This window comes from Mucilaginibacter sp. P1_A3 (assembly GCF_056406855.1).
Window position 1 is genome coordinate 153,405 of record NZ_JBFTZJ010000010.1, and the last position, 25,002, is coordinate 178,406.

Below are 25,002 nucleotides of genomic sequence, written 5' to 3' on the forward strand. Positions count from 1 at the left end.
ATTACCTATGAATCCCACGATGATCATTGGCTTTCTTTTTTTTGCCGGGATAGTAGCGTGTACATTGTGGTACAAATCCGGCAAAAGCAAGGTCAATGGCTTAAATGGGCTGTTTTTTGCCAACAGAAGCCTGGGCTTTTTACTGGTAGGTGGTGGCTTACTATTCACCAATATCAACACAGCCTCCATCATTGGTGAAAACGAACTCACCTACACCAATAACATGACCGTGATGGCCTGGGGAGTAACTTCTGTATTGGCTATGTTACTGGTATCGGAGTTCATTATGCCGCTGTATCTTAAAATGGGGATAGCAACCACGCCCGATTTTTTGACCGCAAGGTACAGTGCGGGTGTAGGCAAATTAGTTTCTGTTATATTTTTAATCAGCTATATATTCAACCTGCTTCCATCTGTATTGTACGCGGGGGCTATTGCATTTAACGGCCTGTTTCATTTTTCGGATGTGTGGAAAATAGAGTATTGGACCGTCATCCTGATCCTGGTATGGATCATGGGTACTATCGGCTGCCTGTTTTCTATGATTGGCGGATTGAAAGCCATAACCGTACTGGATATCCTGCTTGGCATTGGCTTTTTTGCTGGCGGAATCCTCCTACCCTTCTTTGGATTAAAATATATAGGCCATGGCAGTATGCAGGCGGGTTTCCATCAATTACTTACCGTACATAAGGAGCATCTGAATAGTATAGGCTCATCTGCTGACGCTATTCCCTTTGGCACCCTGTTCACGGGCATGCTGCTGGTTAACCTGTATTACTGGGGTACCGAACAGTATATCATTCAGCAGGTACTGGCTTCAAAAGACTTGAAAACATCTCAAAAAGGTTTAGCGGTAGCCTGTTTGGGGAAATTAATATCTCCTTTGCTTTTAAATATACCGGGTATTATCGCGGTGCATATTTTTTCAAAAATGCATAACACCGCCGAGGTATTCCCGAGACTGGATAGCCTGGTATCTCCCCCATTTATCGCAGGTTTTATTGCCGCGGTAATTTTTGTTGCCGCCCTTACCACTTTCAATGCCGGCCTTAATAGTTCCAGCACACTATTCATGTTGAATATCTATAAGCCCTGGTTACAAAAACGGTCAAAGCAGGTTACGGAAAAGAAACTATTAAGAACTGCCAAGCAATTTGAAATTGCAGTATGCCTTGCCGCCATGTTCATTGCACCATTGATCATCTTTGTTAAAAATGGTTTCTATACTTATGTACAGATCGTTAACGGTTTCTTTAATGTACCCATATTTACTATTATGTTCATGGGCTTTGTTACCAAAAAGGTACCGGCAATTGCGGCTAAAATCGGTTTAATCTTTTTTATTGCATGCTACGCCCTTACCCAGTTAGTTGTTGATACGCATATCCATTTCCTGCACATCCTGGCCATTTTATTTGTGGTTACCTGTGGTATTATGCTCCTCATTGGTAAAGTATATCCTATGCCGGTTCCCTATACCCTAAAGCTGAATAATATAGTAGATATAAGGCCATGGAAAAACCGTCATTATTATACCGGCATATTGCTTATACTGATGATTATGCTGTTTATTTTGTTCTCGCCACTAATTCTGTCAAAATAAATTTGCTACCAAAAAAATATTTAATAATTTTATAGAATAGAACAGAATAGAACTTTTTCCAAACAGATTAAGTTTTATCATATGGTCAATTACTGATCATTTACGTTCAAACTGATATTCCAATTTTCATTATAAACCTGGATAACTAAGATTTTTAATTTATACCATATGATTTTGCTTAAATACAAAGCGGCTTTACTCCTATTTTTATTTACGTGCTCAACTGCCCTTGCGCAGAAAAAAGGCGTAGTTTTCAGCTCCTCTGATAAGGAATTGGAAAAAGCTTTTAACTGGGCCAAAGAAACGGCCCTCCATTATAAGGGATCTGATACTGATCCTGTTGGCCCATGGTATGAATCCGCCCTTCCGCCAAGATCTGCATTTTGTATGCGCGATGTATCCCATCAGTGTATAGGTGCCGAAATATTGGGCTTGAGCCGTGAAAACACCAACATGTTTAACCTTTTTGCCCAAAACATTTCCCAATCAAAGGATTGTTGTTCTTATTGGGAGATCAACAAATGGGCAAAGCCAGCACCAGATGATTACCGGAACGATAAGGAATTTTGGTATAACCTGCCCGCCAATTTCGATATTTTATATGCAAGCTGGAGAATGTACCTGTGGACCGGTGATAGCCATTATGTGGATGCGCCTGCTTTTGTCAACTTTCAGCAAAAAACGGTAAATGAATACATAAAAACCTGGGTACTTTCGGCAGATTCCTTACTTAAAAGACCCGCCCACCCTAATGCGCCGGTACCTTATAATGAAAATGATTCCTTCCACAGATGCCGCGGCTTACCTTCTTACTCCGAAGGTGTCCATAACCTGAAGACCGGTGCCGACCTGGTTGCCGCTTTATACAGGGGAATGCTCACCTATTCGGAGATCCTGACAAGAAAAGGGAACTATAAGGAAGCCGCAATTTACGCGCAAAAGGCACAACAATACAGGAAACGCCTGGAGGCCGACTGGTGGAACGAAAAAGACAATCAGTATTATACCTATTACAGTAATAACAACCAATTTGGGATGCAAGAAGGAGAAACCTTCTTGCTTTGGTTTGATGCTTTGAAGGATACTGTAAGGACAAATAAAACGGTGAAACGTGTTGCAGCTTCTAAATGGAACGTTGAGAACATGTCTTATTACCCTTTCCTGCTTTACAAATTTGGCGAATGGGAAAAAGCGAGGGAATACATCTTATTCCTGTCAGATCCATCTACCGCAAGGCGTGAATATCCCGAAGTATCCTACGGAATAATAGAAGGCGTTGTACAGGGCCTGATGGGTATAACACCCGATGCGCGGACCAAAATATTAGGCACCATTTATAAAACAAATGGTACTGGAAATGCCGCTATTGATCAGCTATCACTTTTAAATACTACAGTTAACCTGGCCCACCTGAGCCCACAACAATCAATGATAAGTAATACAGGAAAGCAGTCATTTAAATGGAAAGCGATGTTTTACGGTACATTTAAACGGGCAAATATTAATGGAAATGCTGTTAACATAAGAAAAGGCAAGGATGATCAAAACAGAATGATATCCTTTGTGGAAACAATGGTGAAGCCTGGTCAACAAGCAAATGTTAAAATGTATTAACCCTATCACAAAACATCATTACAAGTACTTCGCCAACATTTATGAGAGTTAATAAAAACTATTTTTTTTCAACGTTAATTATCTTATCCACCCATTTAACAATTCATGCACAGCAAAAAAACCTGCCCGTACAAAATAACAGGTGGGCCATTCAACAGGATGGCGGCATAGCCTGGAAAATAACTGACAGGCTTCCGCATGCTGATCATATCGAAATGTCGGGCGAAAAGATTTCGCTTTGGGTTGGCTACAGTGTAGATGCAACCGGCGTAGCTAAAATTACCCGTACCGTAGTTTTCCCAACCTTTAGGATGTTGCCTGATGATACGCGCAGCCACATAGCTTATACATTCCAGGATAATGAATTACCCCGGATCTATATCGATCATAAACTGCTAAAAATCAACAATACACAGGAAGCCGGCGATATCCCTCTAAAGGTTAGCAGTATTAGCCAGCATGGCATTATGCGCATCTCCGCCCTGGCAGGCAGCATCGGCATGGTTGATGTTGAACGGAGCTTGTTCCCTTCGATAGATAAACCTTTAGCCATCGAAAAGTTTAAGCTGACTAACACCAGCAATAAGCCGGTAACCGTATCAATGGAAAAATTAAAACGGGAGATAACAACAGACTCTACTGCCAGTAAATCATCAGCCCATACGGTGATTATGGAGTCTGTTAATGCAGGTAACCGTGTATTGCAGCCTGGTCAAACTACTTACTTTTCAATATGTTACCTGGCAACCGACCATCCTGCTGCTTTACGCCCGGTTGATCCATCGGCAGAAGAAAAAGCCAGGGAAAAACGCATCGCGGAAATTTTAAGTCCGTTGCAATTAGAAACGCCAGACAGTATTTTAAATACTGAATTTGCATTTGCCAAAATACGGGCGACAGAAAGCATCTTTAAAACAAAGAATGGGTATATGCATGGCCCGGGAGGCTTGTCATATTACGCCGCTATCTGGGCAAATGACCAGGCCGAATATGTTAGCCCGTATTTTGCTTTTTCGGGCGATAGCATAGGTAATTTATCTGCCATGAATTGTTACCGGCTGTTTGCGCAGTACATGAATCCGCAATATAAGCCAATACCCAGCTCCATAGTTGCCGAAGGTGATGCCACCTGGAATGGTGCCGGCGACCGGGGTGACCAGGCCATGATTGCTTATGGGGCATCAAGGTACGCGCTTACCTATGGCAACGCCGACTCTGCCCGTAAGCTATGGCCACTGATAACCTGGTGCCTGGAATACAGCCGCAGGCATATCAACCAACAAGGTGTAGTAACATCAGATGCAGATGAACTGGAAGGTCGTTTTCCGGCAGGTAAGGCTAACCTCTCCACAAATTGCCTGTATTATGATGCTTTGATTTCTGCAGCTTTACTTGGCAAACAACTTCATGTGGCAGATAAGCTAACCAATCAGTACAACCGGGAGGCTGGGCAACTTAAAATAAACATTGAAAAGTATTTTGGAGCAACTGTTGATGGCTTCCATACCTACAAATATTATGAAACCAATATCGTTTTAAGGGCCTGGATCTGTATGCCATTAACGATGGGAATTTTCGACCGGAGCAAAGGCACCATTGACGCCCTATTTTCGCCACAGCTATGGACGGCGGACGGCCTGGCTACTGCAGAAGGGCAGGATACTTTCTGGGATCGTTCAACCTTGTATGCCCTTCGCGGGGTGCTGCAAGCCGGCGAAACCGAAAAAGCACTAACTTTTTTGCGTTACTACTCGCGCCGCAGGCTTTTGGGCGAGCACGTACCCTACCCTGTGGAAGCCTACCCAGAAGGCAACCAAAGGCATCTATCGGCCGAAAGCGGTTTATACTGCAGGATATTTACAGAAGGTTTGTTTGGGATAAGACCAACGGGCTTTAACCGTTTCAATTGTACCCCAAGATTGCCCAATGGATGGCAGCATATGGCTTTAAATAATATCCACTCTTTCGGGACGGTATTTGATTTAAAGATCTCCAGGCAAGCCAATGGTAAAATTGCCATAAGCATCGATAAAGGAAAAGATAAACACACCTATATCATTCAAAATGGAGCGACCGCGCATGTTCAACTATAAAATTGTTTTTGCATGTTTGTGCCGATGAATAGGAATAAATATACTTGCTTTTTGTTGTTAATGCTGTTGTTGGAAAGCTTTCCCAACCAGCTTCATGCCCAGTTTAACGCCTTATATCCATCTTATAACAACCGCCGACATTCGCCGGGTAAAACCACCTATTTTATTGATCCCAATAAGGGCAATGACCAAAACAGCGGTACATCTGTAAAGCACCCCTGGAAAAGCTTCAGGAAAGCCAATCAACTAATTTTTGCAGCCGGCGATAAATTAATGGTTATCGCACCTGGAAGGCTGGATCAATCCCTGGTGATGATGGCCCATGGCAATCAGGCGTCGTCGGTTTCTATAAATTTTGCGCCGGGCCGGTATGACTTTTACCCCGACAGCGCTTTTAAAACACGTTTTAATATTTCTAATACCAACGATACCCCATTAGCCTTAAAAGCAATTGCTTTATACTTTGTTGATTCAAAATATATAAAGTTAACCGCCCGCGGCGCGCAGTTTGTTTTAAGAGGTAAAATGATTGAAACCTGTGTTGACAGATGCCAGAACATCAGCATGGAGGGCATGAGTTTTGATTATAAGCGCCCCACTGTTTCAGAGCTCCAGGTTATGACTGTAGCTCAAAATTATGCTGATCTTAAAGTTCACCAGGATTCAAAATACACCATACAGGACAGTGTGCTAACCTGGGAAGGTGAAGGCTGGCGCTACAAAACAGGCTGGTACTGGCAGGAATTTAACCCTGAAACTGGTAACGTATCCAGGGTGGATTTGAGCATGGGCAACGTAAAATTTGTTCAGCATGATAGTGTTCTGAAAGCATATTTTACACATAATCCCGGCTTTAAAAAAGGTATGATCTATCAAACCCGGGATGTAATAAGAGATTGTGCAGGCATTTTTTTACAGCGGAGCAAAAACATAACGCTGAAAAACATGCACATCTATTTTATGCACGGAATGGGCGTGGTGAGTCAATATTGCAATAACATCAGTATAGATTCCCTAACGGTAAAACCCGCGCCAAATTCAGGCAGAACCTGTTCTGCCTGGGCTGATATATTACATTTCTCGGGCTGCCGGGGCACTATCAAAATTAACCACAGCTATTTATCTGCCGCTAACGATGATGCCGTCAACGTGCACGGAACGTTTTTAAAAATTGTAGAAAAACCGTCGCCTAATCAGGTTATAGTTAGATTTATGCATGATCAAACCTATGGCTTTGACGCGTTTAAAGCGGGAGATAGCGTAGATTTTATACATCCTGCAAGCTTGCTGCCATTTGGTAACAACCTGATCACTGCCCAAAAGAAAATAGATGATAAAACTATATTGTTAACTCTTCAAAAATCAGTCCCAGCTGTTACTAATGGGGATGTAGTTGAAAACATTTCCTGGACCCCTAAACTATTAATTCAAAATACAATAATAACCAGCATACCGACAAGGGGGATTTTAGTTACCACCCGTAGAAAAGCTATTATTGAAAAATGCACCTTTAAAAACGTTAATTCAAGCAGTATCCTGGTTGAAGATGATGCCAGCAGCTGGTATGAATCTGGTATGGTAAGAGACTTGACCATCCGTAAAAACACATTTATCAGCTCCGGGGAACCCGTTATCAGTATCCATCCAGAAAACAAAAGTGATCAGGGTGCAGTGCATAAAAACATTGCCATTTATAACAACCGTTTCCTGTTGACAACTGCAAGCCTGTTAAGCGCTGAAAACGCATCAAACATTAGCTTTTTCAACAATGTAATTCATTCAAACGCCAGTATTGATAAACTGTTAATATGGAAGAATTGCACGAATGTTAAGCTCTACGGCAATAGCATCCTGAAGAAATAGGTTAAAGCCAGTTTGGCTTCCTGGGGCCGATTATAACTCCCCCTTTAATGATGAGGAGTGGATATTTACCAGGGAATATTTTGACATAAAAAAAGAACTATCCTGCCCGGTAAACATGGGCAGGACAGTTCTGTAAAAGAGTTTGGCTTAGATCACGTTGATTTCAACGTCGATATTGCCACGAGTGGCTTTAGAGTACGGACAGGTTTGGTGTGCTGCGTCTGCCAAAGCCTGGGCAACTTCGCGTTCTAAACCTGGCAAGCTTACATTAAGGCGAGCCCCAAGAGAATATGCACCATCATTTAAAAGCAGGTCTATTTCGGCGTCAACGGCCACATCCTGAGGTATCCTAACCTTCATTGTGCTGGCAGCTTTTTTCATTGCACCAATAAAACAAGCCGACCAGCCAGCGGCAAACAGCTGCTCAGGATTGGTGCCTGTGCCTTCAGAACCCGGAATTGAATGTTTAATATCCAAATGGCCATCTGAACTGCGGGAAGAACCGCCGTCACGACCACCTGTTGTATGTGTTTTACCTGTGTATAATACTTTTACTTCTTGAGCAGTGCCATTTTCTGATGTAGCTCCGATTTTGTTAGTGTCCATTGTTTTATTTTTAAATTGTTTTGATTTGTTGAGTCAAAAGTACCCCAACAACGCCCTGCAATCAATCAACAAATGCCTTAAATGGACTAACTTGATCTTGAATTAGTCATTTTCAACCTTGAAATCTTTTTAGTTTCCACGCGGCGAAGAGTATACTTCATTACCCACATAAAACAAATGAGCCCCGGATAATTTAAAAACAAGAAAAAGCTAATTATAACAAAACAGGTGTTGTATCATCAGCTTTGTCGGCCCATGATACAACACCTGTTTTCAATGGATTTTTTATCTGCCTCGATTAAAAATTCGGGTCGAAATTGAAGTAGATCGGATTCGATAATCCAACCATGTTTCCACTCAGCGCCATTGATTGGGGTACCTGCGGATAGTCCGTTTGTGGGCCCTCAACCTCCACACGGTAATAGGTGCGACCAATGGTTACAGGAGTATCGTTAAACTCAATCATGGGTATTTTACCTGTTGCCTGGTAGCTACCTAACTTGTTACCGTTCTTTATCACGTTGATTGTATAGGTTGCTGCCGGTAAAGTATTCCCTGTGAGCTGAACCCGGAACTTAACAGATTTACCGGTCGACTTGGCATTGTCGCCCATCATCATATCCATCTTACCATCCTGATTAAGGTCGGCATAAAATTCAACGCGAGGCGCATACGGATTTGCGCTAATGGCAACCCGCCCGTTCGTAAGGGCGTCAACAACCGCCTGCGATGTCCGAGCTGTGGCGAATACCCATGTTGTGGGAGTACCTACATAGTTGACCTTTGCCTGGTAACTGTTTTTAGTTGCCTTATCGGGCGAATCCGGAACGCCATGGTGCGCGTCGCTTCCACCTCTACCGGTTAGCTTACGACCTGATGAAAGCATATCATCCCAAATCATAATCGCATTGGCATTTTTAGGCCAAACTGCAGAATTCCATACTTCAATCGATTCTACCATATCATAAGAGTATCCAAAATGGTCTTTACCACTCGGGTGATTGGCCGACAAATGAATGCCAAGCCCTTTTTTCACGGCCCCAACCACCACATCGCGCTGATCACGTACATCGTATAAACGCTGATGATCATATGGTTTAGCCGAGAACACATTCCCGTGGCCCCGGGTAGTTGTCCATTCCGCGCCGTACAGAAGCAGAACAGAGTCTGACTTAAACTCGGGATCTGCCCAGGTGTGGTTTGCTACATCGCCATCCACATGGTTGTCGTGGTCGGTAATACATACATAATCCATGCCTACCGATTTAGAAAAAGCGATAATTTTTGCGATGGGATTGTTAGAAGATTCTGTACTGTGCCTGGAGTGTACGTGAAGTTCGCCCTTGAGCCATACGCCTTTGGTCATGCTAGCAATGGGTGGCATCACGCCGATTTCAGTGGGTGCCCAGGGATTGCTATGGTTTGCCTGGCCCAGCGCAGTGTTACTGATGCACCCCGTCATAATCACCAGCAATACGGTACAGAAAAAACCCATGAACGGATTCATTTCCCTGTTATTTTTGAACCTCTTAATGTTTAAAATCATTTTCATAAATTAGCCTGTAGTCATTTTTTTTATAGCGCCAAAAGTACCTTTTGATAAGTAACTCATCCATTCGTTGATATTAACAAATAGTTAACTTGGGTAAAATGAGGTAAAAAAGATGCTACAATCTTTTGTCGCAAAAAAACACAAAACGTATTTTGCAGGTGGAAATCTTTTAAAATTCTCTTATCGGGGCAATCAAAAATCCCTTACGGTATTACACTCAGGCAAGGGGTCATACTTTCTTAGTATATAAAATCTTATTTTTTTTAAAGGTTTTAAAATCAGTTTGTTATATATAACTTTATATAAGCATTTTTTTTCAAGCCGAAACCCTAAATAAATTTTTGATTAAGGATTTAAGAAGATTTTTATACTCAGATATTTTATCACATTAAATTTTTATCGCGATGAAAAAAGACAATCAACCCCAGCTAAATCAACGCCGAACTTTTTTAAAGCAATTTGCAACCGGTGCCGCCGTGTTAGGTGCAGGTATCATCTCCTCGCCATTACAATCCGTAGCTGCAGACATTTCATTACCTGATGTTTCTGATGCCGATGCCTGGTTCAACAAAGTAAAAGGGAAGCACAGAATGGTATTTGATGTAACGCAACCGCATGAAATATTTCCCTTTGCATGGCCCAAGGTGTTCCTGCTTACAAACGCGGCAACAGGCTCTCCCGAAAAAGATTGCGGAGTGGTAGTGATCCTGCGTCACAACGCGATCCCTTATGCAATGGGAAATCCGCTTTGGGAAAAATACAAATTTGGCGAAATGTTTAAGATCAATGATGAGGTCGCCAAAACCCCTGCAACCCAAAATCCTTTTTGGCAACCAAAACCAGGCACCTTTAAAGCGCCAGGCCTTGGTGAGGTAAAAATTGGGATAGATGAATTGCAAGCGAGTGGTGTAATGTTTTGCTGCTGCGATGTAGCCCTAACCGTGTTTAGCGCAGTTGTAGCCGAGAATACCAAACAAGACGCCGCTGCTGTTAAGAAGGAATGGCTGGCGGGTTTATTACCAGGCGTGCAACCAGTACCATCGGGCATTTGGGCAGTGGGCCGCGCCCAGGAACATGGGTGTTCTTATTGCTTTGCCAGTTAAGCCGTAATGCAAATTAATAAAGCCGGAAACTTGCTAAGGAAAATAAGAGTCTATTCTTTAAAATATCCGGCTTGCCAACTCTCCCTGTGGTTTAATGATTTAATATTAACAGGTGAAATGAGCTATGCATTATAATTCAAATAGCATATTTGCCACTATTGCATTAGCCTTGGTGAACGTGATTGTTGCATGTTCGCCAAATGGTAAAAATAATACCGTAAACAACAGCGCACCTTCCGCTGTAACTGCTGGATTGGCCAATCCGCAATGGATTATTCCTGATACCACCGAACTAACAAACGCTAAAAATGCCGAACTGATAAAATATGGCCGTTCGCTAATTACAAACACCGCTTATTATTTTGGCCCAAAAGGTATAATTGCCCATAAAAGCAACGGATTGAATTGCCAGAACTGCCATCTTAATGCAGGAACAAAACTTTTCGGAAACAACTTTTCAATAGCGGCAGCAGACTATCCTAAATTTAAGGACAGGAGCGGCTCCGTTGAAACAATAGTAAAAAAAGTTCAGGATTGTTTTGAACGAAGCCTGAATGGTAAAAAGATCGACAGCAATGGCCGGGAAATGAAAGCCTTTATAGCCTATCTTAAATGGATTGGCAAAAATGTAAAAAAAGGCACAAAGCCCGGCGGATCGGGGATTGAAGAGTTGCCCTTTTTAAACAGGGCAGCGGATACAGCGGGCGGGCGGATAGTATACACATCCAAATGTCAAACCTGTCATGGCAAAAATGGAACGGGTGTATTAAATGCAACAGGGATATCATATACTTATCCACCGCTTTGGGGTGCGCATAGCTATAATATAGGCGCCAGTATATATGGTATTTCAAAATTTGCCGGCTTTGTAAAAAACAACATGCCGTTTGGGGTTGATTATCAAAACAGGCAGCTTACCAATGAAGAGGCCTGGGATGTGGCGGCTTTCGTTAATTCGCAATACCATCCTTTTAAAAATATCAGCAAAGACTGGCCAAATCTCGTTACCAAACCTTATGACTATCCATTTGGCCCATACGCCGATGATTTGTTTACAAAAGATCAGCATAAATATGGCCCATATACGGCTATAAAAGAACATTATAGATCACTAATTAATAAGAGATAATTTTTGCCGATACCGTGGGTACCACTATGAGCCAAACCAAATTTTCATGTTAAGACTATTAACGATTTAAATATTTTTTTATCAACTAAAAAAGAAAGTTATGATATCTGAAGACAAGATCATACAACTGAAGCAATCCCTGCGCGGGAAACTGATTCAGCCACATGACAGCGATTATCATACTGCACGCAAAGTGTATAATGGTATGATAGACAAACACCCTTTATTGATAGCCAAATGTGTTGATGTAGCCGATGTAATTACGGCCGTAAATTTTGCTCGCGAAAATGAGCTGCTCACCGCTGTACGAAGCGGCGGCCATAATGGCGGCGGCCTGGGTGTATGCGACAACGGCCTGGTAATTGATTTATCATTAATGAAGGGTATTCATGTTGATCCCTCCGCAAAAACGGCATGGGTAGAAACAGGCTGCACCTTAGGCGATGTTGACCATGCAACGCATGCATTTGGCCTGGCCACCCCAAGCGGAATTTTTTCGACCACCGGCATTGGCGGCATAACCTTGGGCGGAGGCCTTGGGCACTTAACGCGGCATTATGCCCTTGCCATTGATAATTTACTTGAAGCCAATATAGTATTGGCCGATGGAAGCTTTGTAAAGGCAAATACCACAACCAACGATGACCTTTTTTGGGCCCTTAGGGGTGGTGGCGGCAATTTTGGTGTAGTTACATCTTTTGTGTTCCGGCTGCACCCTTTAAGCACCGTTTATGGCGGCCCCATGCTGTGGGAACCAGGCGAAACTGAGGAGGTGCTAAAATGGTACCAGGACCTGATTAAAAATGCGCCCGATGAACTTAACGGGTTCTTCGCTTTTTTGTGCGTGCCTCCCGGCCCGCCATTCCCAGAACATTTGCACAAAAAAAACATGTGCGGGGTGGTTTGGTGCTATAGCGGTGATATGGAAAAGGCCGAAAAGGTTTTTGAGCCCATACGCAATTTTAAAAAGCCGGCGCTTGATTTTGTGGGCCCTTTGCCTGTACCTGCATTGAATAGCATGTTTGATGCGCTGATGCCACCAGGATTAAGCTGGTATTGGAAAGCCGATTTTGTAAATGATTTAGGCGATGAGGCTATTGCTCAGCATTTAAAGTATGGAACACAATTGCCTACCTTACTTTCAACCATGCACCTATACCCCATTAATGGCGCGGCTTCCAGAATAAGCAACAAAGATACCGCCTGGAATTATCGGGGCGCTACATGGGCAATGGTAATTGCAGGCATAGATCCAGACCCGGCCAATGATGAAAAAATTACTAAATGGGCAAGGGATTACTGGGAAGCGCTGCATCCTTATTCTGCAGGCGGCGCCTACGTAAATTTCATGATGGAAGAAGGTGACGACAGGATTAAAGCAACTTACGGCGATAACTATGAAAAACTGGCTGCCATCAAAACAAAATATGATCCGGGTAACCTGTTCAGAGTAAATCAGAACATAAAACCCGCGTTACATTTACAGGAAGATTGATATGATCTTAATTCCTCATCAGCTTGATTTTTTAAAGCAAAATCAAGCTGATGAGGCTTAAACCGGCCTGATGCTCGCGGTTGTATTGATAAACTTGCCGCCCGGATGGGTCCAGTTCATATAAACTTTACCATTTTCATGATCCTGTATTTGGGTAACGGTATTCCCGCTTACTTCTTTCCAGGTCAGCAGCCAAAGTTGCGGCCTCAGTTCAGTTAATTTGATATCAACAGTTTCGCTTTTGTTCACCGGTTTACCCTCATGTTCTGTGATGGTAAAGGTTAGGGAAGTTTCGCTCTGTATATTCAATATTGCTTTGGCCATACCAAAGTCAACTAAAAATTGGTGTCCGATAATGCTGCTCATCGTTTTATGGGATAACACCTTGCCGGCCCAATAGTTTAACCCTATCTTTAAATATGCTTCAAAATCGGGTCGACCCGCAAGGGAATATCATCAGGACCAGCGCACGGGGTGCCTGGATGGGTAACCGTGGCCAGCTGCATGGCAAAGGCAAAGAGATACTGCGGCCCTTTAAATTACAAGCCTGGATCACCTGCCTGTTGCAGTTTAAGGGCTGGCACAGGCAGGTAATGTCACCCAACCTTTATACAGAGCTGTTCTTTTTAGATGAGGCTACAGCTTTTGCTGCCGGCCACCGCCCCTGCGCTGAATGCCGTCGAGAAGATTATAAACGATTTAAATTATGCTGGATCAAAGGCAATCCTGCATATGGCTTTACCGAAAAAACATCCATACGGGAGATTGACCAGGTACTGCATGCAGAACGGATTGACAAACAAGGCAACAAAGTTACCTTTGAGGCCAAAGGCGAAGACCTCCCCGACGGAACCTTTATCCAACTTAATAACAAGCCGTACTTATTAATACATAACCAGATTTTTCTGTGGACGCCGTATGGCTATGAAACAGGCCAGCCCCTGCTATCATCTCCGGCAGTAACGTTACTTACGCCAAAATCCACTATCAATGCTTTCAAGGCAGGCTACACTCCACAAATCGCTATAGAAATAAAATAATTGGTTTAATACTGGGCCTCTCCGTTCACATCGGCTGTTAAAACATCACTCATATAATCAAAAAACGGGCGCATGCTCCTGAACGTTTCGCCAACTTCCTTTAAAAAAGACGAGGATAGCACCTGCTCGTCCGAAAATCTCCTGATCAGGACAAACTGTTTGTAACATAACAGGTCTATCGCCTTATCATTGATGTTAAATCCTTTAGGAGCGGTTTTTAACTTTTCGCCATGTAAATATCCAAAAGTAGCCAGGAAGGGTTCGTTATTTAAAATCTCCCGCAATGGCTTGTCGTCAAAACTTATATCGTCGCGAATGCGTTTCAGATCCTGCGGATTTGGGTTCCTGAAACCACCTGCAACATAGCTGTTACCCGATTCGATGTGGAAATAGTAACCGCCCCTGCGCCTGCTGGTAGCCCTGGTAAAATGCCCGCTCCAATGAGTTTTGTAAGGTGTTTTATCGAGGGAGAAGCGCGAATCGCGGTATATACGGAAAAGGCTTTTTTTGCCCGATGGCGTTTCTATCACATCATGAACATTCAGCTCCGCTAACAACAAATCGGCAAAATCCGCTATAAACAATTGTTGTTCGGCAAATTCTTCTTTATGCGTATTAAACCACTCCCGGTTGTTGTTTTGTTTTAATGTTTTTAAAAAATCCAGGCTTGAAGCCGGAATGAGTTGTTGCTGTTGTAACATGTTTTACCGTGAAACTAAATGAGGCAAATAATGGCCATCGCAAATATAAAGTGAGAAAAAGTATAAGGGAACAAAGTTTTGTCATAAACAGGGAAATCGCTTGTCAAGAGGAGGCACCTACGGAGCCAAAAAGCAAGATATTTTTTTGCTATAAACACGTAACTCCGCTGGAGTTGGAAACGGTTGGCAAAGTGAATAGCGTATCATTGACTCCGTAGGAGTCACGTGTTTATATACAGGAGTTGGAAGTGAATGGTGTATCATCGACTCCCTAAGAGTCACGTGTTTATATACAGCAGTTTCGAAGTGAATGGTGTATCATCGACTCCGGAGGAGTCACGTGTTTATAGCAAAATAAAACCCAAAAGCCGGGCTCCGGTAGGTGCCTCCTGCTTGTTTTTAATGTTAAAAGCGTTTACCGGGGGGCATAAACCCTTTTTTCATGTTTTATGACAAAGCCCAATGTTCATAAAATTTAGATTTCCCTTATTATTTCACACATATTAAAAATCATTGTTTTAATATCTGATAATTATTTACTTACTTAGCAAAGAACTTTAGGGGTGCCTTGTGCTGAGAAATACCCTTTGAACCTGATGCAGTTAGTACTGCCGAAGGGAAAAGTAGAACAACCTTGTTGTTGTTTACCAATCCTCCCATGGGTCCATTCCTATCGTTTATAATTAAACAGAATGGACATCACCGTAAATCAACAAAACTATTCCGTATCTGCAAGTTGCACTTTGCAGCAAATGTTTAACACTGTTTCGCTGCAGCCTGTTACGGGCATCGCCGTTGCGGTGAACCAGGAAATCATTGCTAAAAGTAATTGGGGAACCTACCTATTGCAGTCCGGTGATCATGTCACCATCATCAAAGCAACCCAGGGCGGATAAAACATCAAAAACCATATATGAAAACTGAAAAAATTCCAGGAGAACAAGTGATCAGCCGTACGCCGTTCCCGTCATCACGTAAAGTGTTTGTGAAAGGGCAGCTTCATAACATTGAGGTAGCTATGCGCGAGGTAAGCCTGAGCGAAACCAAGTTACATGGCCGCTTTGGCGAAACCGAGCCTAATGCACCCGTTACCATTTATGATACCAGCGGCCCCTACACCGACCCCAACATCCAAATAGATGTGAAGCTTGGTTTGCCAAGGCTGCGCGAGCAATGGATTATAAACCGCGGCGATGTAGAGCAACTGGACCATATTTCCTCGGATTACGGAAACCAGCGCGCCAATGATAAAAACCTCGACGCCTTAAGGTTTGGACACATCAGCAAGCCCTATCGTGCTAAACCGGGAATGAATGTATCGCAAATGCATTATGCCAAAAAAGGGATCATTACGCCCGAAATGGAATATATCGCCATCAGGGAAAACCAGCGGATTGATACTTTGAAGGAACAGTTGAATGGCCAGTATGAAGTAATGGCTCACCAGCATCCGGGCCAAAGCTTTGGCGCTAATACGCCCAAAGGTTATATCACCCCAGAGTTTGTACGGCAGGAAGTAGCGGCGGGGCGGGCTGTTATTCCATCAAATATTAACCATCCCGAGATTGAACCGATGATCATCGGCCGAAATTTCCTGGTGAAGATAAATGCCAACATTGGCAACTCTGCAGTTACCTCCAGCATTGAAGAAGAAGTAGAAAAAGCAGTATGGGCCTGCCGCTGGGGCGCAGATACCATTATGGACCTATCAACCGGGAAAAACATTCATGAAACCCGGGAGTGGATCATTCGTAATTCGCCTGTACCAATTGGCACAGTGCCCATTTACCAGGCATTGGAAAAAGTAAACGGAAAAGCAGAAGACCTCACCTGGGAATTGTTCAGGGATACGCTAATTGAACAGGCGGAGCAAGGTGTAGATTATTTTACCATTCACGCGGGTGTATTGTTGCGCTATGTACCGCTTACAGCCAAACGCATTACGGGCATCGTATCGCGCGGCGGCTCCATTATGGCTAAATGGTGCCTTGCCCATCATAAAGAAAACTTTGTGTACACCCATTTTGAGGAGATCTGCGAGATCATGAAAGCTTATGACGTATCCTTTTCATTAGGCGATGGATTAAGGCCGGGCTGTATTGCCGATGCTAATGATGCCGCGCAATTTGGCGAATTGGAAACTTTAGGTGAACTAACCAAAATAGCTTGGAAACATGATGTGCAAACCATTATAGAAGGTCCGGGGCATATTCCCATGCACATGATTAAAGAAAATATGAATAAACAACTGGTGCACTGTGGTGAAGCGCCATTCTACACCTTAGGGCCGCTTACTACGGATATTGCACCGGGTTATGATCATATTACTTCGGCCATTGGCGCGGCAATGATTGGCTGGTTTGGTACGGCTATGCTTTGTTATGTTACCCCTAAAGAGCACCTGGGCCTTCCAAATAAAAAAGATGTAAAGGATGGCGTAATCACCTATAAGATCGCCGCTCATGCTGCCGACCTGGCCAAAGGGCATCCCGGAGCACAATACAGGGATAATGCTTTAAGCAAGGCACGTTTCGAGTTCCGTTGGGAAGATCAATTCAACCTGTCTCTTGATCCCGATACGGCAAAGGAATTTCATGATGAAACCCTGCCTGCCGATGGCGCCAAGATCGCTCATTTCTGCTCTATGTGCGGACCAAATTTCTGTTCGATGAAAATCACACAGGATGTGCGCGACTATGCTAAAGAGAACGGCCTGGATGACGGCGATGTTTTGTCAAAAGGGATGGAAGAAAAGTCGAAAGAGTTTTTACAAAAAGGAAGCGAAATTTATCTGTAAAATATGGAGCTGATTGTAATTTCAAACCCGGTTGCTGTTGCTGATGAAAGTATGATCATCAACCACCTGTTTCAATCGGGTTTAAAATATTTGCATATCAGGAAGCCCGATTGTGATGTCAAAACCGTAAGAGATTTGATGAATGGGATAGCACCGCTTTTTTATGACCGCATCTCGCTACACCAGTTTCATGAAATTGCACCAGATTACGGAATTACAAGACTCCATTTTACAGAACATACCCGGAAGGAAACCAGCGGGCAAAAAATACAGCTACAGATAGATCAGGGCTATAAGCTTAGTACTTCTATCCATGATACAGCTTTACTGCCTTCATTAACAGGGTTTGATTATGTTTTTTACGGACCAGTATTTAACAGTTTATCAAAGCCTGGTTACCAAAGCAGGTTACCCGCGGATTTTAAGCTCAACAAGGCTGATACAAATCCACGGGTAATTGCTTTAGGCGGGGTCGAAAAATCAAACCTGGTAAAAATCAGAGCCATGAATTTTGATGGTGCTGCCGTATTAGGAACAATATGGAATGAACCGGAAAAATCATTAACCCGTTTCCTGGAATTAAATAAAAACTACCTGTTTTAATAAATTACAATGATTGATAAATTACATTATATATCACAACAACCCAAAAACGGATCGCACCTTACAGCCATTAAACAGGCGCTTGAGGCGGGATGCAAATGGGTACAGCTAAGAGTTAAAAACCAGCCTGCCGATGTGGTCCTGGAATACGCGATAGAAGCTAACAGATTATGCAATCAATACGGTGCTAAACTGATAGTTAATGATTATCCTGAAATTGCGCTAAAGGCCGGCGCTTACGGTGTACACCTGGGCTTACAGGATATGCCGGTTAGCCAGGCTAGGGACATTGTTGGCGAAAAAATAATTATCGGCGGAACCGCCAATACCTTTCAGCATATCAAACAAAGAGTTGCCGAAGGCGCTGATTATATCGGGCTTGGGCCATACCGGTTTACTACTACCAAACAAAACTTAAGTCCCATTGTAGGCCTGCAGGGTTACCATATCATTATGCAGCAAATGCAGGATGCTTGTATCCGGATCCCGGTAATTGCCATAGGCGGAATTTTAGCTGAAGATGTAAGCACTATTATGCAGGCCGGCCTTTACGGTGTTGCCATATCGGGAGCTATCACTTTTGCCGATAATCAGCAACAAGCCGTAAAACAAATTTATCAGCAATTAAATTCCACGTTGTTAAACCAAGTGAGCTAAAAACTGTAGATAAAAAACCATGTTAAAAATAGCCGATAAAACATTTAACTCACGCCTGTTTACCGGAACGGGCAAGTTTAGTTCTTCCGTATTAATGGAACAAGCCTTACTTGCTTCCGGCTCAGAACTGGTAACGGTTGCCCTAAAGCGTGTGGATTTCAAAAGCAACGACCAGGATGACTTGTTGACGCATTTGAAATATCCGCATATTAATTTACTGCCCAATACATCGGGAGTCAGAAATGCGAAAGAAGCTGTTTTTGCGGCTCAACTTGCACGTGAAGCACTGGAAACCAACTGGATTAAACTGGAGATCCACCCCGATCCAAAATATTTAATGCCAGACCCCATCGAAACTTTAAAAGCGACTGAGGAACTGGCGAAAATGGGATTTATAGTTTTGCCTTACATCCATGCCGACCCTGTGTTATGCAAAAGACTGGAAGACGCCGGCACTTCGGCAGTGATGCCATTAGGTTCGCCCATTGGTAGCAACAAAGGGCTCAAAACCATTGATTTTTTAGAGATCATCATTAGCCAAAGCAATGTGCCCGTAATTGTTGATGCCGGGATAGGTTCGCCATCAGATGCGGCCTGGGCAATGGAAATAGGCGCGGATGCCGTGTTAGTGAATACCGCGATAGCGGTTGCCGGCAACCCCGTGCAAATGGCCAAAGCATTTAAAATGGCTGTGGAGGCCGGGCGAATGGCCTATAAAGCCAAACTGGCCTTACCTGTAATACACGCTGTAGCAAGCAGTCCCTTAACCTCTTTTTTAGATGAATAACTTTACGGATATTTTCAGGACATTTGATTGGGACGAAACTAAAGCCAGTATCTACGCCAAAACAAGCCAGGATGTAGAAATGGCTTTATCGGCCAAAAAACGGTCATTGGAGGATTTCAAGGCCCTTATATCGCCGGCAGCAGCGCCTTACCTGGAACAAATGGCTCTTATAAGCCAGCAGCTTACTTTAAAACGTTTTGGTAAAGTAATACAAATGTATGTTCCGCTTTACCTCTCCAATGAGTGTAATAATATTTGTACCTATTGTGGTTTCAGTTTCGATAATAAGGTAAAGCGTAAAACACTTTCGCCAATGGAAATTATGCAGGAGGTTGCTGCTATCAAGGCTATGGGCTATGAGCATATATTGCTGGTTACCGGCGAGGCTAACCAAACCGTTCATGTAGATTACTTTAAAAAAGTGCTCTACCTCATCCGCCCACATTTTGCGCATATATCAATGGAAGTGCAACCGCTTGATCTGGAAGATTATCAGCAACTAACGCCTTACGGCTTAAATACCGTTCTTGTTTACCAGGAAACCTATCACCAGGAAGACTATAAAAAGCATCACCCTAAAGGGAAAAAATCGAATTTTGAATACCGGCTCGAAACTCCCGACCGCCTGGGGCAGGCAGGCATTCATAAAATGGGTTTAGGAGTATTGATTGGGTTAGAAGATTGGCGCACCGATTCGTTTTTTACGGCTTTGCACTTAAATTACCTCGAGAAAAAGTACTGGCAAAGTAAATACAGTCTTTCCTTCCCAAGGCTAAGACCATTTAGCGGCGGTTTGGAGCCCAAGGTGGAAATGAACGACAGGGAACTGGTGCAACTGATATGCGCTTACCGCATATTTAACGAAGAGGTGGAGCTATCCATCTCTACCCGCGAATCTCCAAACTTCAGGAACAACATCATCCGCTTAGGTATTACCGCTATCAGTGCGGGATCTAAAACCAATCCCGGAGGCTATGCTGTTGAGCCGGAATCATTGGAACAGTTTGAGATCAGTGATGAACGCAGTCCGCAACAAATTGCCCGGATGATAACCGAACGGGGATATGAGCCGGTTTGGAAAGACTGGGATAACAGCTTAGCCCTATAAAAAATGTTAGCAGGAGAAGAATTAAAACGGTACAGCAGGCAGATCATACTCCCCGAAATTGGTTTACCCGGACAAGAAAAGCTGAAGGGTGCCAGGGTGCTGATGATTGGTGCAGGTGGCCTGGGATGTCCTGTATTACAATACCTGGCTGCGGTTGGTGTGGGCCAGATTGGGATTGTGGATGATGATATAGTAGACCTAACCAACCTGCAACGGCAAATATTATATTCAACAGCAGATGTAGGTAAGCCTAAAGCCATCACAGCTAAACAAAAGCTGGAGTTGCTTAATCCACATATTAACATAACCGCTTTTAATGAGCGGTTTACTTTGGCGAATGCAGAAAGTATTTGTAAGGAGTATGACCTGGTGATTGACGGATCGGATAATTTTGAAACACGTTACCTGGTTAATGATACTTGCCTGGCTTTAAATAAAGTGCTGGTATTCGGATCTATATTTAAGTTTGAAGGTCATATTTCGGTATTCAATTACCATGATGGACCAAATTACAGAGATATTTTCCCTGAACCACCGGCAGCGGATGAAGTTCCGAATTGTGCAGAGATCGGCGTATTGGGTGTGTTACCAGGCATCATTGGCACTTATATGGCTAATGAGGCTATCAAGATCATTTGTAACATCGGAGAAACTTTATCCGGTAAATTAATGACCATAAATGCGCTTAACAATACCACCAATATTTTTAAAATAGCCAAACAGCAAAAACAAAGCATTAAAGCCGTAGCCCTTGATCCTCCCATCCTACCTGCCAATGACGAAATTACCATGGATGACCTTCATAAACAGTTAGTAGAGTTTCCGGATGAAATATACCTTATCGACGTACGTGAAAGTTATGAGTTTGAAGACTATAATATCGGTGGTATCAACATCCCTTTATATGAGCTGAAGGAACATATTGAATCATTACCAAAAAACAAAAAACTGGTTTTCTGCTGCCAAACTGGTCAGCGCAGTAAAATAGCCATACATATAGTAAAGCCCTTTTACACCGGTGAAATGTACAGTTTAAAAAACAGTATCATTTAATTAATCATTAGCTTATATGAGTAAATACAAGTACCCGGTAGTACTAAGCATTGCCGGATCTGACAGTGGCGGCGGAGCCGGCATACAGGCCGATCTGAAAACCATAAGTGCATTGGGCTGCTTTGGCGCTACGGCAATTACTGCCGTTACTATTCAAAACACGTTAGGAGTTAGTGGAATACACCCAATTCCGGTTGAAGTAGTAAAAGCACAAATCAAGGCAGTAATGGATGATTTAAAACCATTAGCCGTTAAAATAGGCATGGTACATAGCATAGATCTGGCCATTGCCATTGCCTCCGTATTGGGGGACTATTCAGATGTCCCTATTATTTTCGACCCTGTTATGGTGGCTACTAGCGGTCAGCGTTTAATAGAAATCGATACCGTAACCACGCTAAAAAAAGAACTTTTCCCGATTGCAAAACTCGTGACACCCAACCTGGATGAAGCGGCAATACTGGCACAAATGGAGATCAACACCATTGATGATATGAAGAAAGCAGCACAAAGAATAATGCAATATGGCTGTAACGCAGTGCTGGTTAAGGGTGGCCATTTAAAAGGCCCTGACCTTTGTGATGTTTACCTGGATAAAACGGGTGAGCAACATATTTTCAGAACATCGGCAATTAATACCATCAATACACATGGAACAGGCTGCAGCCTTTCATCGGCCATAGCATCATATCTGGCATTAGGAGATGATCTCATTACGTCGATATCTAAAAGCAAAGCATATATCCAACAGGCTATTGAGCATGGCAGGGATGTGAAAACCGGGCAAGGGCACGGCCCCTTAAATCATTTCTTTGATCCGCAGAAATTAGTAAAGTTTGAGCTGTAACAAACCCGGTTCATCAGAGGCTGTTTAAAAATAAATAAATCGCCCCTCATTGCGAGGCACGAAGCAATCCCAAACTATGCAGATCGGATTTGCAAAGCTTCTCTACAGGGCGGGGGTTGCTTCGTACCTACCCATGACGTATGGGATTTTGAGGCGTGTGGGCCTGTCAGTCTGAGCCTGTCGAAGACTCGCGCGGAGTGGCCTTTGCCCGCTATCCTTCGACAGGCTCAGGATGACAGCCATTTTTGTTACGTCATTTTCTCCTTCAAAGGCCACCGGATTTACAACTACAATGACGCATGGATATGTGCTTCATTAGAAGTATAAAAAAAATGCCATAAACCATCGGTCTACAGCATTTTCACTTTCTTTAATACTACGCTATTGTTGATCACTTACGTGCGTATGCCCATTGCAATGCTTTAAGCATAGTAACCGGTTTGCCCGATAAATGTGTAACATCGTCAATGATGATGTGCTTAAAAACAAGGTTTTCATAATGCCGCTCGTCCAGTAATGTAACCAATTTTTTATTGGGTACTACTTGTCCCGGAGTTTCCAATGCACCCACTTCAATAAAAACATTTACAGGCAAACTTTTATGTTTGGCGAAATACTTTTTTTCAACATCAAAGATGCCCCCGTTAGCAAAACCCAAAGCCGGACTACCAATCAGGATATTTTTAAACAGCGTGGGCTGCTCAAACAAGGTATAAGTTGCAAACAACCCACCCATGGAGTAGCCATAAAGCGTACGGTTTGAAGGATCTGTTTTTAAATCCGCGTCAATAACCGGAATCAATTCCTTTTCAATAAAGGCTAAGAATACGGGAGCTCCCCCACTTTCTGGCGTTGCAGATGATGGGGTTGGCGTAAAATCACGGTTACGTTTATTGCCGGCTGAGCCAATCAATCCACCGTCGCCAATGGCTACCAATATAGGTTCAGGAACATGATATTCGGCCATTAACAGCCCCAAATACTCCAGCGAGGGCGAAAAATCATTGTCGCCGTCAACAACATACAGCACCGGGAATTTCTTTTTCGCGGTATCATAACCCGCCGGGTAATGGATATAAATATCATAATCATTGCCAGCCAGTTTGGAGTGCATTAACCGGTGCTCCGAGTTGGGTATGGTAACCAGTTTTGCCTGCTGCGCAAAGCCATGTGTACACAGCATAACGCATAACAGCAAGCTCATTGTTATAAATTTGAGTGTTTTCATAGGGATGAGGTTACAAAAATGGATCAATCAGTTTTATAGAGCCATCCGCATTGTGTTGCAGCTCGGTTACTTTTACATTGCGCAGGTGCGTTTTGCCCGATAGCTGAGTGTCATGGTAAAACATGTACCATTTGCCTTTTATTTCAATAATGGAGTGATGAGTTGTCCACCCCTGTACCGGCTTCAAAAATACACCTTTATAAGTAAACGGACCAACAGGACTATCTCCTATCGCGTAGCAAAGTAAATGGGTATCGCCGGTTGAATAGGTGAAGTAATATTTACCATTAAACTTATGCATCCATGAACCTTCAAAAAAACGACGATCATGATCTTTAGTTAATAAAGGGTTACCCAGGCTATCTGAAATAACAACGTCTTTTACCGCCCCATCAAAGTTCTTCATATCGGGTTTAAGCAAGACCACTTTGCAGCTTATTGCCGGTGCATCTTCCTGTTTCGAATCGGTTTTTGAACCATCAGCTTCGTATTTTCCGGTTGTCCAGCGCTGAAGCTGTCCGCCCCAAATGCCGCCAAAATACATATAGGTTTTGCCGTCGTTATCTGTAAAAACAGCCGGGTCAATACTAAAACTTCCAGCTATAGGTTCCGGTTCGGCCTTAAACGGACCAACAGGACTGGCCGACGTAGCCACACCAATATGGAAAACATCTTTTTTATCTTTTACCGGGAAATAGAGGTAATAGGTACCACCTTTAAAAGCAATATCAGGCGCCCAAAGCTGGCGGCCGGCCCAGGGAATATCTTTTATATCCAGCGCAACGCCATTATCAGTAACCTTACCGCCAATGCTGTCCATCGAAAGAATATGATAGTCTTTCATAGCAAAATGATCGCCGTTATCGTTTTCGGGGATGCCGGCATTGATATCATGTGAGGGGTAGATATAAATTTTACCGTTAAATACATGGGCTGATGGATCGGCAGTATAGATAGAACTGATCAATGGTTGCGAAAGAAATTTTACTTTTTTACCAGTGTCTGTTTTACTGCTGTCAGCATCGGCTGTTTTTTTAGCAGTTGAGTTACATGCACCCAACATGCCTGCAGGTATAAGAAGTGTAAGTAATAATTTTGCTGTTGTAAATGGCTTGCTCAT

At 43.1% G+C, this 25,002-nt stretch carries 22 protein-coding genes and 1 riboswitch; of the genes, 16 read left to right on the forward strand and 6 right to left on the reverse strand.

Going from position 1 to position 25,002, the window contains the following annotated elements:
* The first annotated feature begins 7 nt into the window (after positions 1 to 7).
* The 4 genes from AC1D0K_RS21940 to AC1D0K_RS21955 all read left to right on the forward strand — a co-directional run bounded on the left by AC1D0K_RS21940 (position 8) and on the right by AC1D0K_RS21955 (position 7,176).
* The gene (locus tag AC1D0K_RS21940) at positions 8 to 1,606 is read left to right on the forward strand and encodes a solute:sodium symporter family transporter (RefSeq protein ID WP_477397273.1); all 1,599 of its coding nucleotides are present in this window, start codon (positions 8 to 10) and stop codon (positions 1,604 to 1,606) included.
* 168 nt (positions 1,607 to 1,774) lie between these two features.
* On the forward strand, positions 1,775 to 3,220 hold the full coding sequence (locus AC1D0K_RS21945) for a trehalase family glycosidase (RefSeq protein WP_477397271.1): 1,446 nt from the start codon (positions 1,775 to 1,777) through the stop codon (positions 3,218 to 3,220).
* Positions 3,221 to 3,261: 41 nt separating this feature from the next.
* Positions 3,262 to 5,313: a hypothetical protein gene (locus tag AC1D0K_RS21950; RefSeq protein ID WP_477443085.1), complete on the forward strand. Its 2,052-nt coding sequence runs from the start codon at positions 3,262 to 3,264 to the stop codon at positions 5,311 to 5,313.
* Positions 5,314 to 5,337: 24 nt separating this feature from the next.
* Entirely contained in the window at positions 5,338 to 7,176 is a 1,839-nt protein-coding gene (locus AC1D0K_RS21955; RefSeq protein ID WP_477463099.1) for a right-handed parallel beta-helix repeat-containing protein, read from the forward strand.
* Between the two features lie 147 nt (positions 7,177 to 7,323).
* Here the strand turns inward: AC1D0K_RS21955 and AC1D0K_RS21960 are convergent, their stop codons facing one another.
* Both AC1D0K_RS21960 and AC1D0K_RS21965 read right to left on the reverse strand, forming a co-directional pair.
* Positions 7,324 to 7,782, reverse strand: coding sequence for an organic hydroperoxide resistance protein (locus AC1D0K_RS21960; RefSeq protein ID WP_477398335.1), 459 nt, complete (start codon positions 7,780 to 7,782; stop codon positions 7,324 to 7,326).
* Positions 7,783 to 8,080: 298 nt separating this feature from the next.
* On the reverse strand, positions 8,081 to 9,334 hold the full coding sequence (locus AC1D0K_RS21965; protein ID WP_477463100.1) for a CehA/McbA family metallohydrolase: 1,254 nt from the start codon (positions 9,332 to 9,334) through the stop codon (positions 8,081 to 8,083).
* Positions 9,335 to 9,738: 404 nt separating this feature from the next.
* Here AC1D0K_RS21965 and AC1D0K_RS21970 point away from each other — a divergent pair, with 404 nt between their 5' ends.
* From AC1D0K_RS21970 to AC1D0K_RS21980, 3 genes are all read left to right on the forward strand, one after another.
* Positions 9,739 to 10,437, forward strand: a complete 699-nt coding sequence (locus AC1D0K_RS21970) for a hypothetical protein (protein ID WP_477398331.1) — start codon at positions 9,739 to 9,741, stop codon at positions 10,435 to 10,437.
* 124 nt (positions 10,438 to 10,561) lie between these two features.
* The gene (locus AC1D0K_RS21975) at positions 10,562 to 11,566 is read left to right on the forward strand and encodes a c-type cytochrome (RefSeq protein ID WP_477398329.1); all 1,005 of its coding nucleotides are present in this window, start codon (positions 10,562 to 10,564) and stop codon (positions 11,564 to 11,566) included.
* 100 nt (positions 11,567 to 11,666) lie between these two features.
* Complete coding sequence (locus AC1D0K_RS21980) at positions 11,667 to 13,061, forward strand: FAD-binding oxidoreductase (protein ID WP_477398327.1); 1,395 nt, start codon at positions 11,667 to 11,669, stop codon at positions 13,059 to 13,061.
* Between the two features lie 57 nt (positions 13,062 to 13,118).
* Here AC1D0K_RS21980 and AC1D0K_RS21985 read toward each other — a convergent pair whose 3' ends face one another.
* On the reverse strand, positions 13,119 to 13,427 hold the full coding sequence (locus tag AC1D0K_RS21985; protein WP_477398325.1) for a MoaF-related domain-containing protein: 309 nt from the start codon (positions 13,425 to 13,427) through the stop codon (positions 13,119 to 13,121).
* A gap of 53 nt (positions 13,428 to 13,480) precedes the next feature.
* Here AC1D0K_RS21985 and AC1D0K_RS21990 point away from each other — a divergent pair, with 53 nt between their 5' ends.
* On the forward strand, positions 13,481 to 14,101 hold the full coding sequence (locus tag AC1D0K_RS21990; RefSeq protein ID WP_477398323.1) for a hypothetical protein: 621 nt from the start codon (positions 13,481 to 13,483) through the stop codon (positions 14,099 to 14,101).
* Between the two features lie 5 nt (positions 14,102 to 14,106).
* Here AC1D0K_RS21990 and AC1D0K_RS21995 read toward each other — a convergent pair whose 3' ends face one another.
* Positions 14,107 to 14,802, reverse strand: a complete 696-nt coding sequence (locus AC1D0K_RS21995; RefSeq protein WP_477398321.1) for a DUF2461 domain-containing protein — start codon at positions 14,800 to 14,802, stop codon at positions 14,107 to 14,109.
* Positions 14,803 to 15,351: 549 nt separating this feature from the next.
* Positions 15,352 to 15,439, forward strand: a riboswitch (TPP riboswitch).
* Positions 15,440 to 15,494: 55 nt separating this feature from the next.
* Here AC1D0K_RS21995 and thiS point away from each other — a divergent pair.
* Genes thiS through thiD form a run of 8 tightly spaced genes read left to right on the forward strand, consistent with a single transcriptional unit; the run spans position 15,495 to position 22,654 of the window.
* Positions 15,495 to 15,698, forward strand: a complete 204-nt coding sequence (gene thiS, locus AC1D0K_RS22000; RefSeq protein WP_477398319.1) for a sulfur carrier protein ThiS — start codon at positions 15,495 to 15,497, stop codon at positions 15,696 to 15,698.
* Positions 15,699 to 15,715: 17 nt separating this feature from the next.
* Positions 15,716 to 17,599 carry a phosphomethylpyrimidine synthase ThiC gene (gene thiC / locus AC1D0K_RS22005; RefSeq protein ID WP_477398317.1) on the forward strand — a complete coding sequence of 628 codons (1,884 nt, stop codon included), beginning with the start codon at positions 15,716 to 15,718 and terminating at the stop codon, positions 17,597 to 17,599.
* A 3-nt stretch (positions 17,600 to 17,602) separates the two neighbouring features.
* Entirely contained in the window at positions 17,603 to 18,202 is a 600-nt protein-coding gene (locus AC1D0K_RS22010) for a thiamine phosphate synthase (RefSeq protein WP_477443020.1), read from the forward strand.
* Between the two features lie 9 nt (positions 18,203 to 18,211).
* Positions 18,212 to 18,859, forward strand: a complete 648-nt coding sequence (locus AC1D0K_RS22015) for a thiamine phosphate synthase (protein WP_477398926.1) — start codon at positions 18,212 to 18,214, stop codon at positions 18,857 to 18,859.
* Positions 18,860 to 18,878: 19 nt separating this feature from the next.
* The gene (locus AC1D0K_RS22020) at positions 18,879 to 19,646 is read left to right on the forward strand and encodes a thiazole synthase (protein WP_477398928.1); all 768 of its coding nucleotides are present in this window, start codon (positions 18,879 to 18,881) and stop codon (positions 19,644 to 19,646) included.
* Complete coding sequence (thiH, locus tag AC1D0K_RS22025; protein ID WP_477398930.1) at positions 19,639 to 20,754, forward strand: 2-iminoacetate synthase ThiH; 1,116 nt, start codon at positions 19,639 to 19,641, stop codon at positions 20,752 to 20,754. The genes AC1D0K_RS22020 and thiH overlap by 8 nt, the downstream gene beginning before the upstream one ends.
* A gap of 3 nt (positions 20,755 to 20,757) precedes the next feature.
* Positions 20,758 to 21,807: a molybdopterin-synthase adenylyltransferase MoeB gene (gene moeB / locus AC1D0K_RS22030; RefSeq protein ID WP_477398932.1), complete on the forward strand. Its 1,050-nt coding sequence runs from the start codon at positions 20,758 to 20,760 to the stop codon at positions 21,805 to 21,807.
* 16 nt (positions 21,808 to 21,823) lie between these two features.
* Positions 21,824 to 22,654: a bifunctional hydroxymethylpyrimidine kinase/phosphomethylpyrimidine kinase gene (gene thiD, locus AC1D0K_RS22035; protein WP_477398934.1), complete on the forward strand. Its 831-nt coding sequence runs from the start codon at positions 21,824 to 21,826 to the stop codon at positions 22,652 to 22,654.
* Between the two features lie 391 nt (positions 22,655 to 23,045).
* Here the strand turns inward: thiD and AC1D0K_RS22040 are convergent, their stop codons facing one another.
* Together AC1D0K_RS22040 and AC1D0K_RS22045 are read right to left on the reverse strand one after the other, a co-directional pair.
* Complete coding sequence (locus AC1D0K_RS22040; RefSeq protein ID WP_477398936.1) at positions 23,046 to 23,882, reverse strand: alpha/beta hydrolase; 837 nt, start codon at positions 23,880 to 23,882, stop codon at positions 23,046 to 23,048.
* A gap of 10 nt (positions 23,883 to 23,892) precedes the next feature.
* Positions 23,893 to 25,002 carry a glycoside hydrolase family 43 protein gene (locus AC1D0K_RS22045; protein WP_477398938.1) on the reverse strand — a complete coding sequence of 370 codons (1,110 nt, stop codon included), beginning with the start codon at positions 25,000 to 25,002 and terminating at the stop codon, positions 23,893 to 23,895.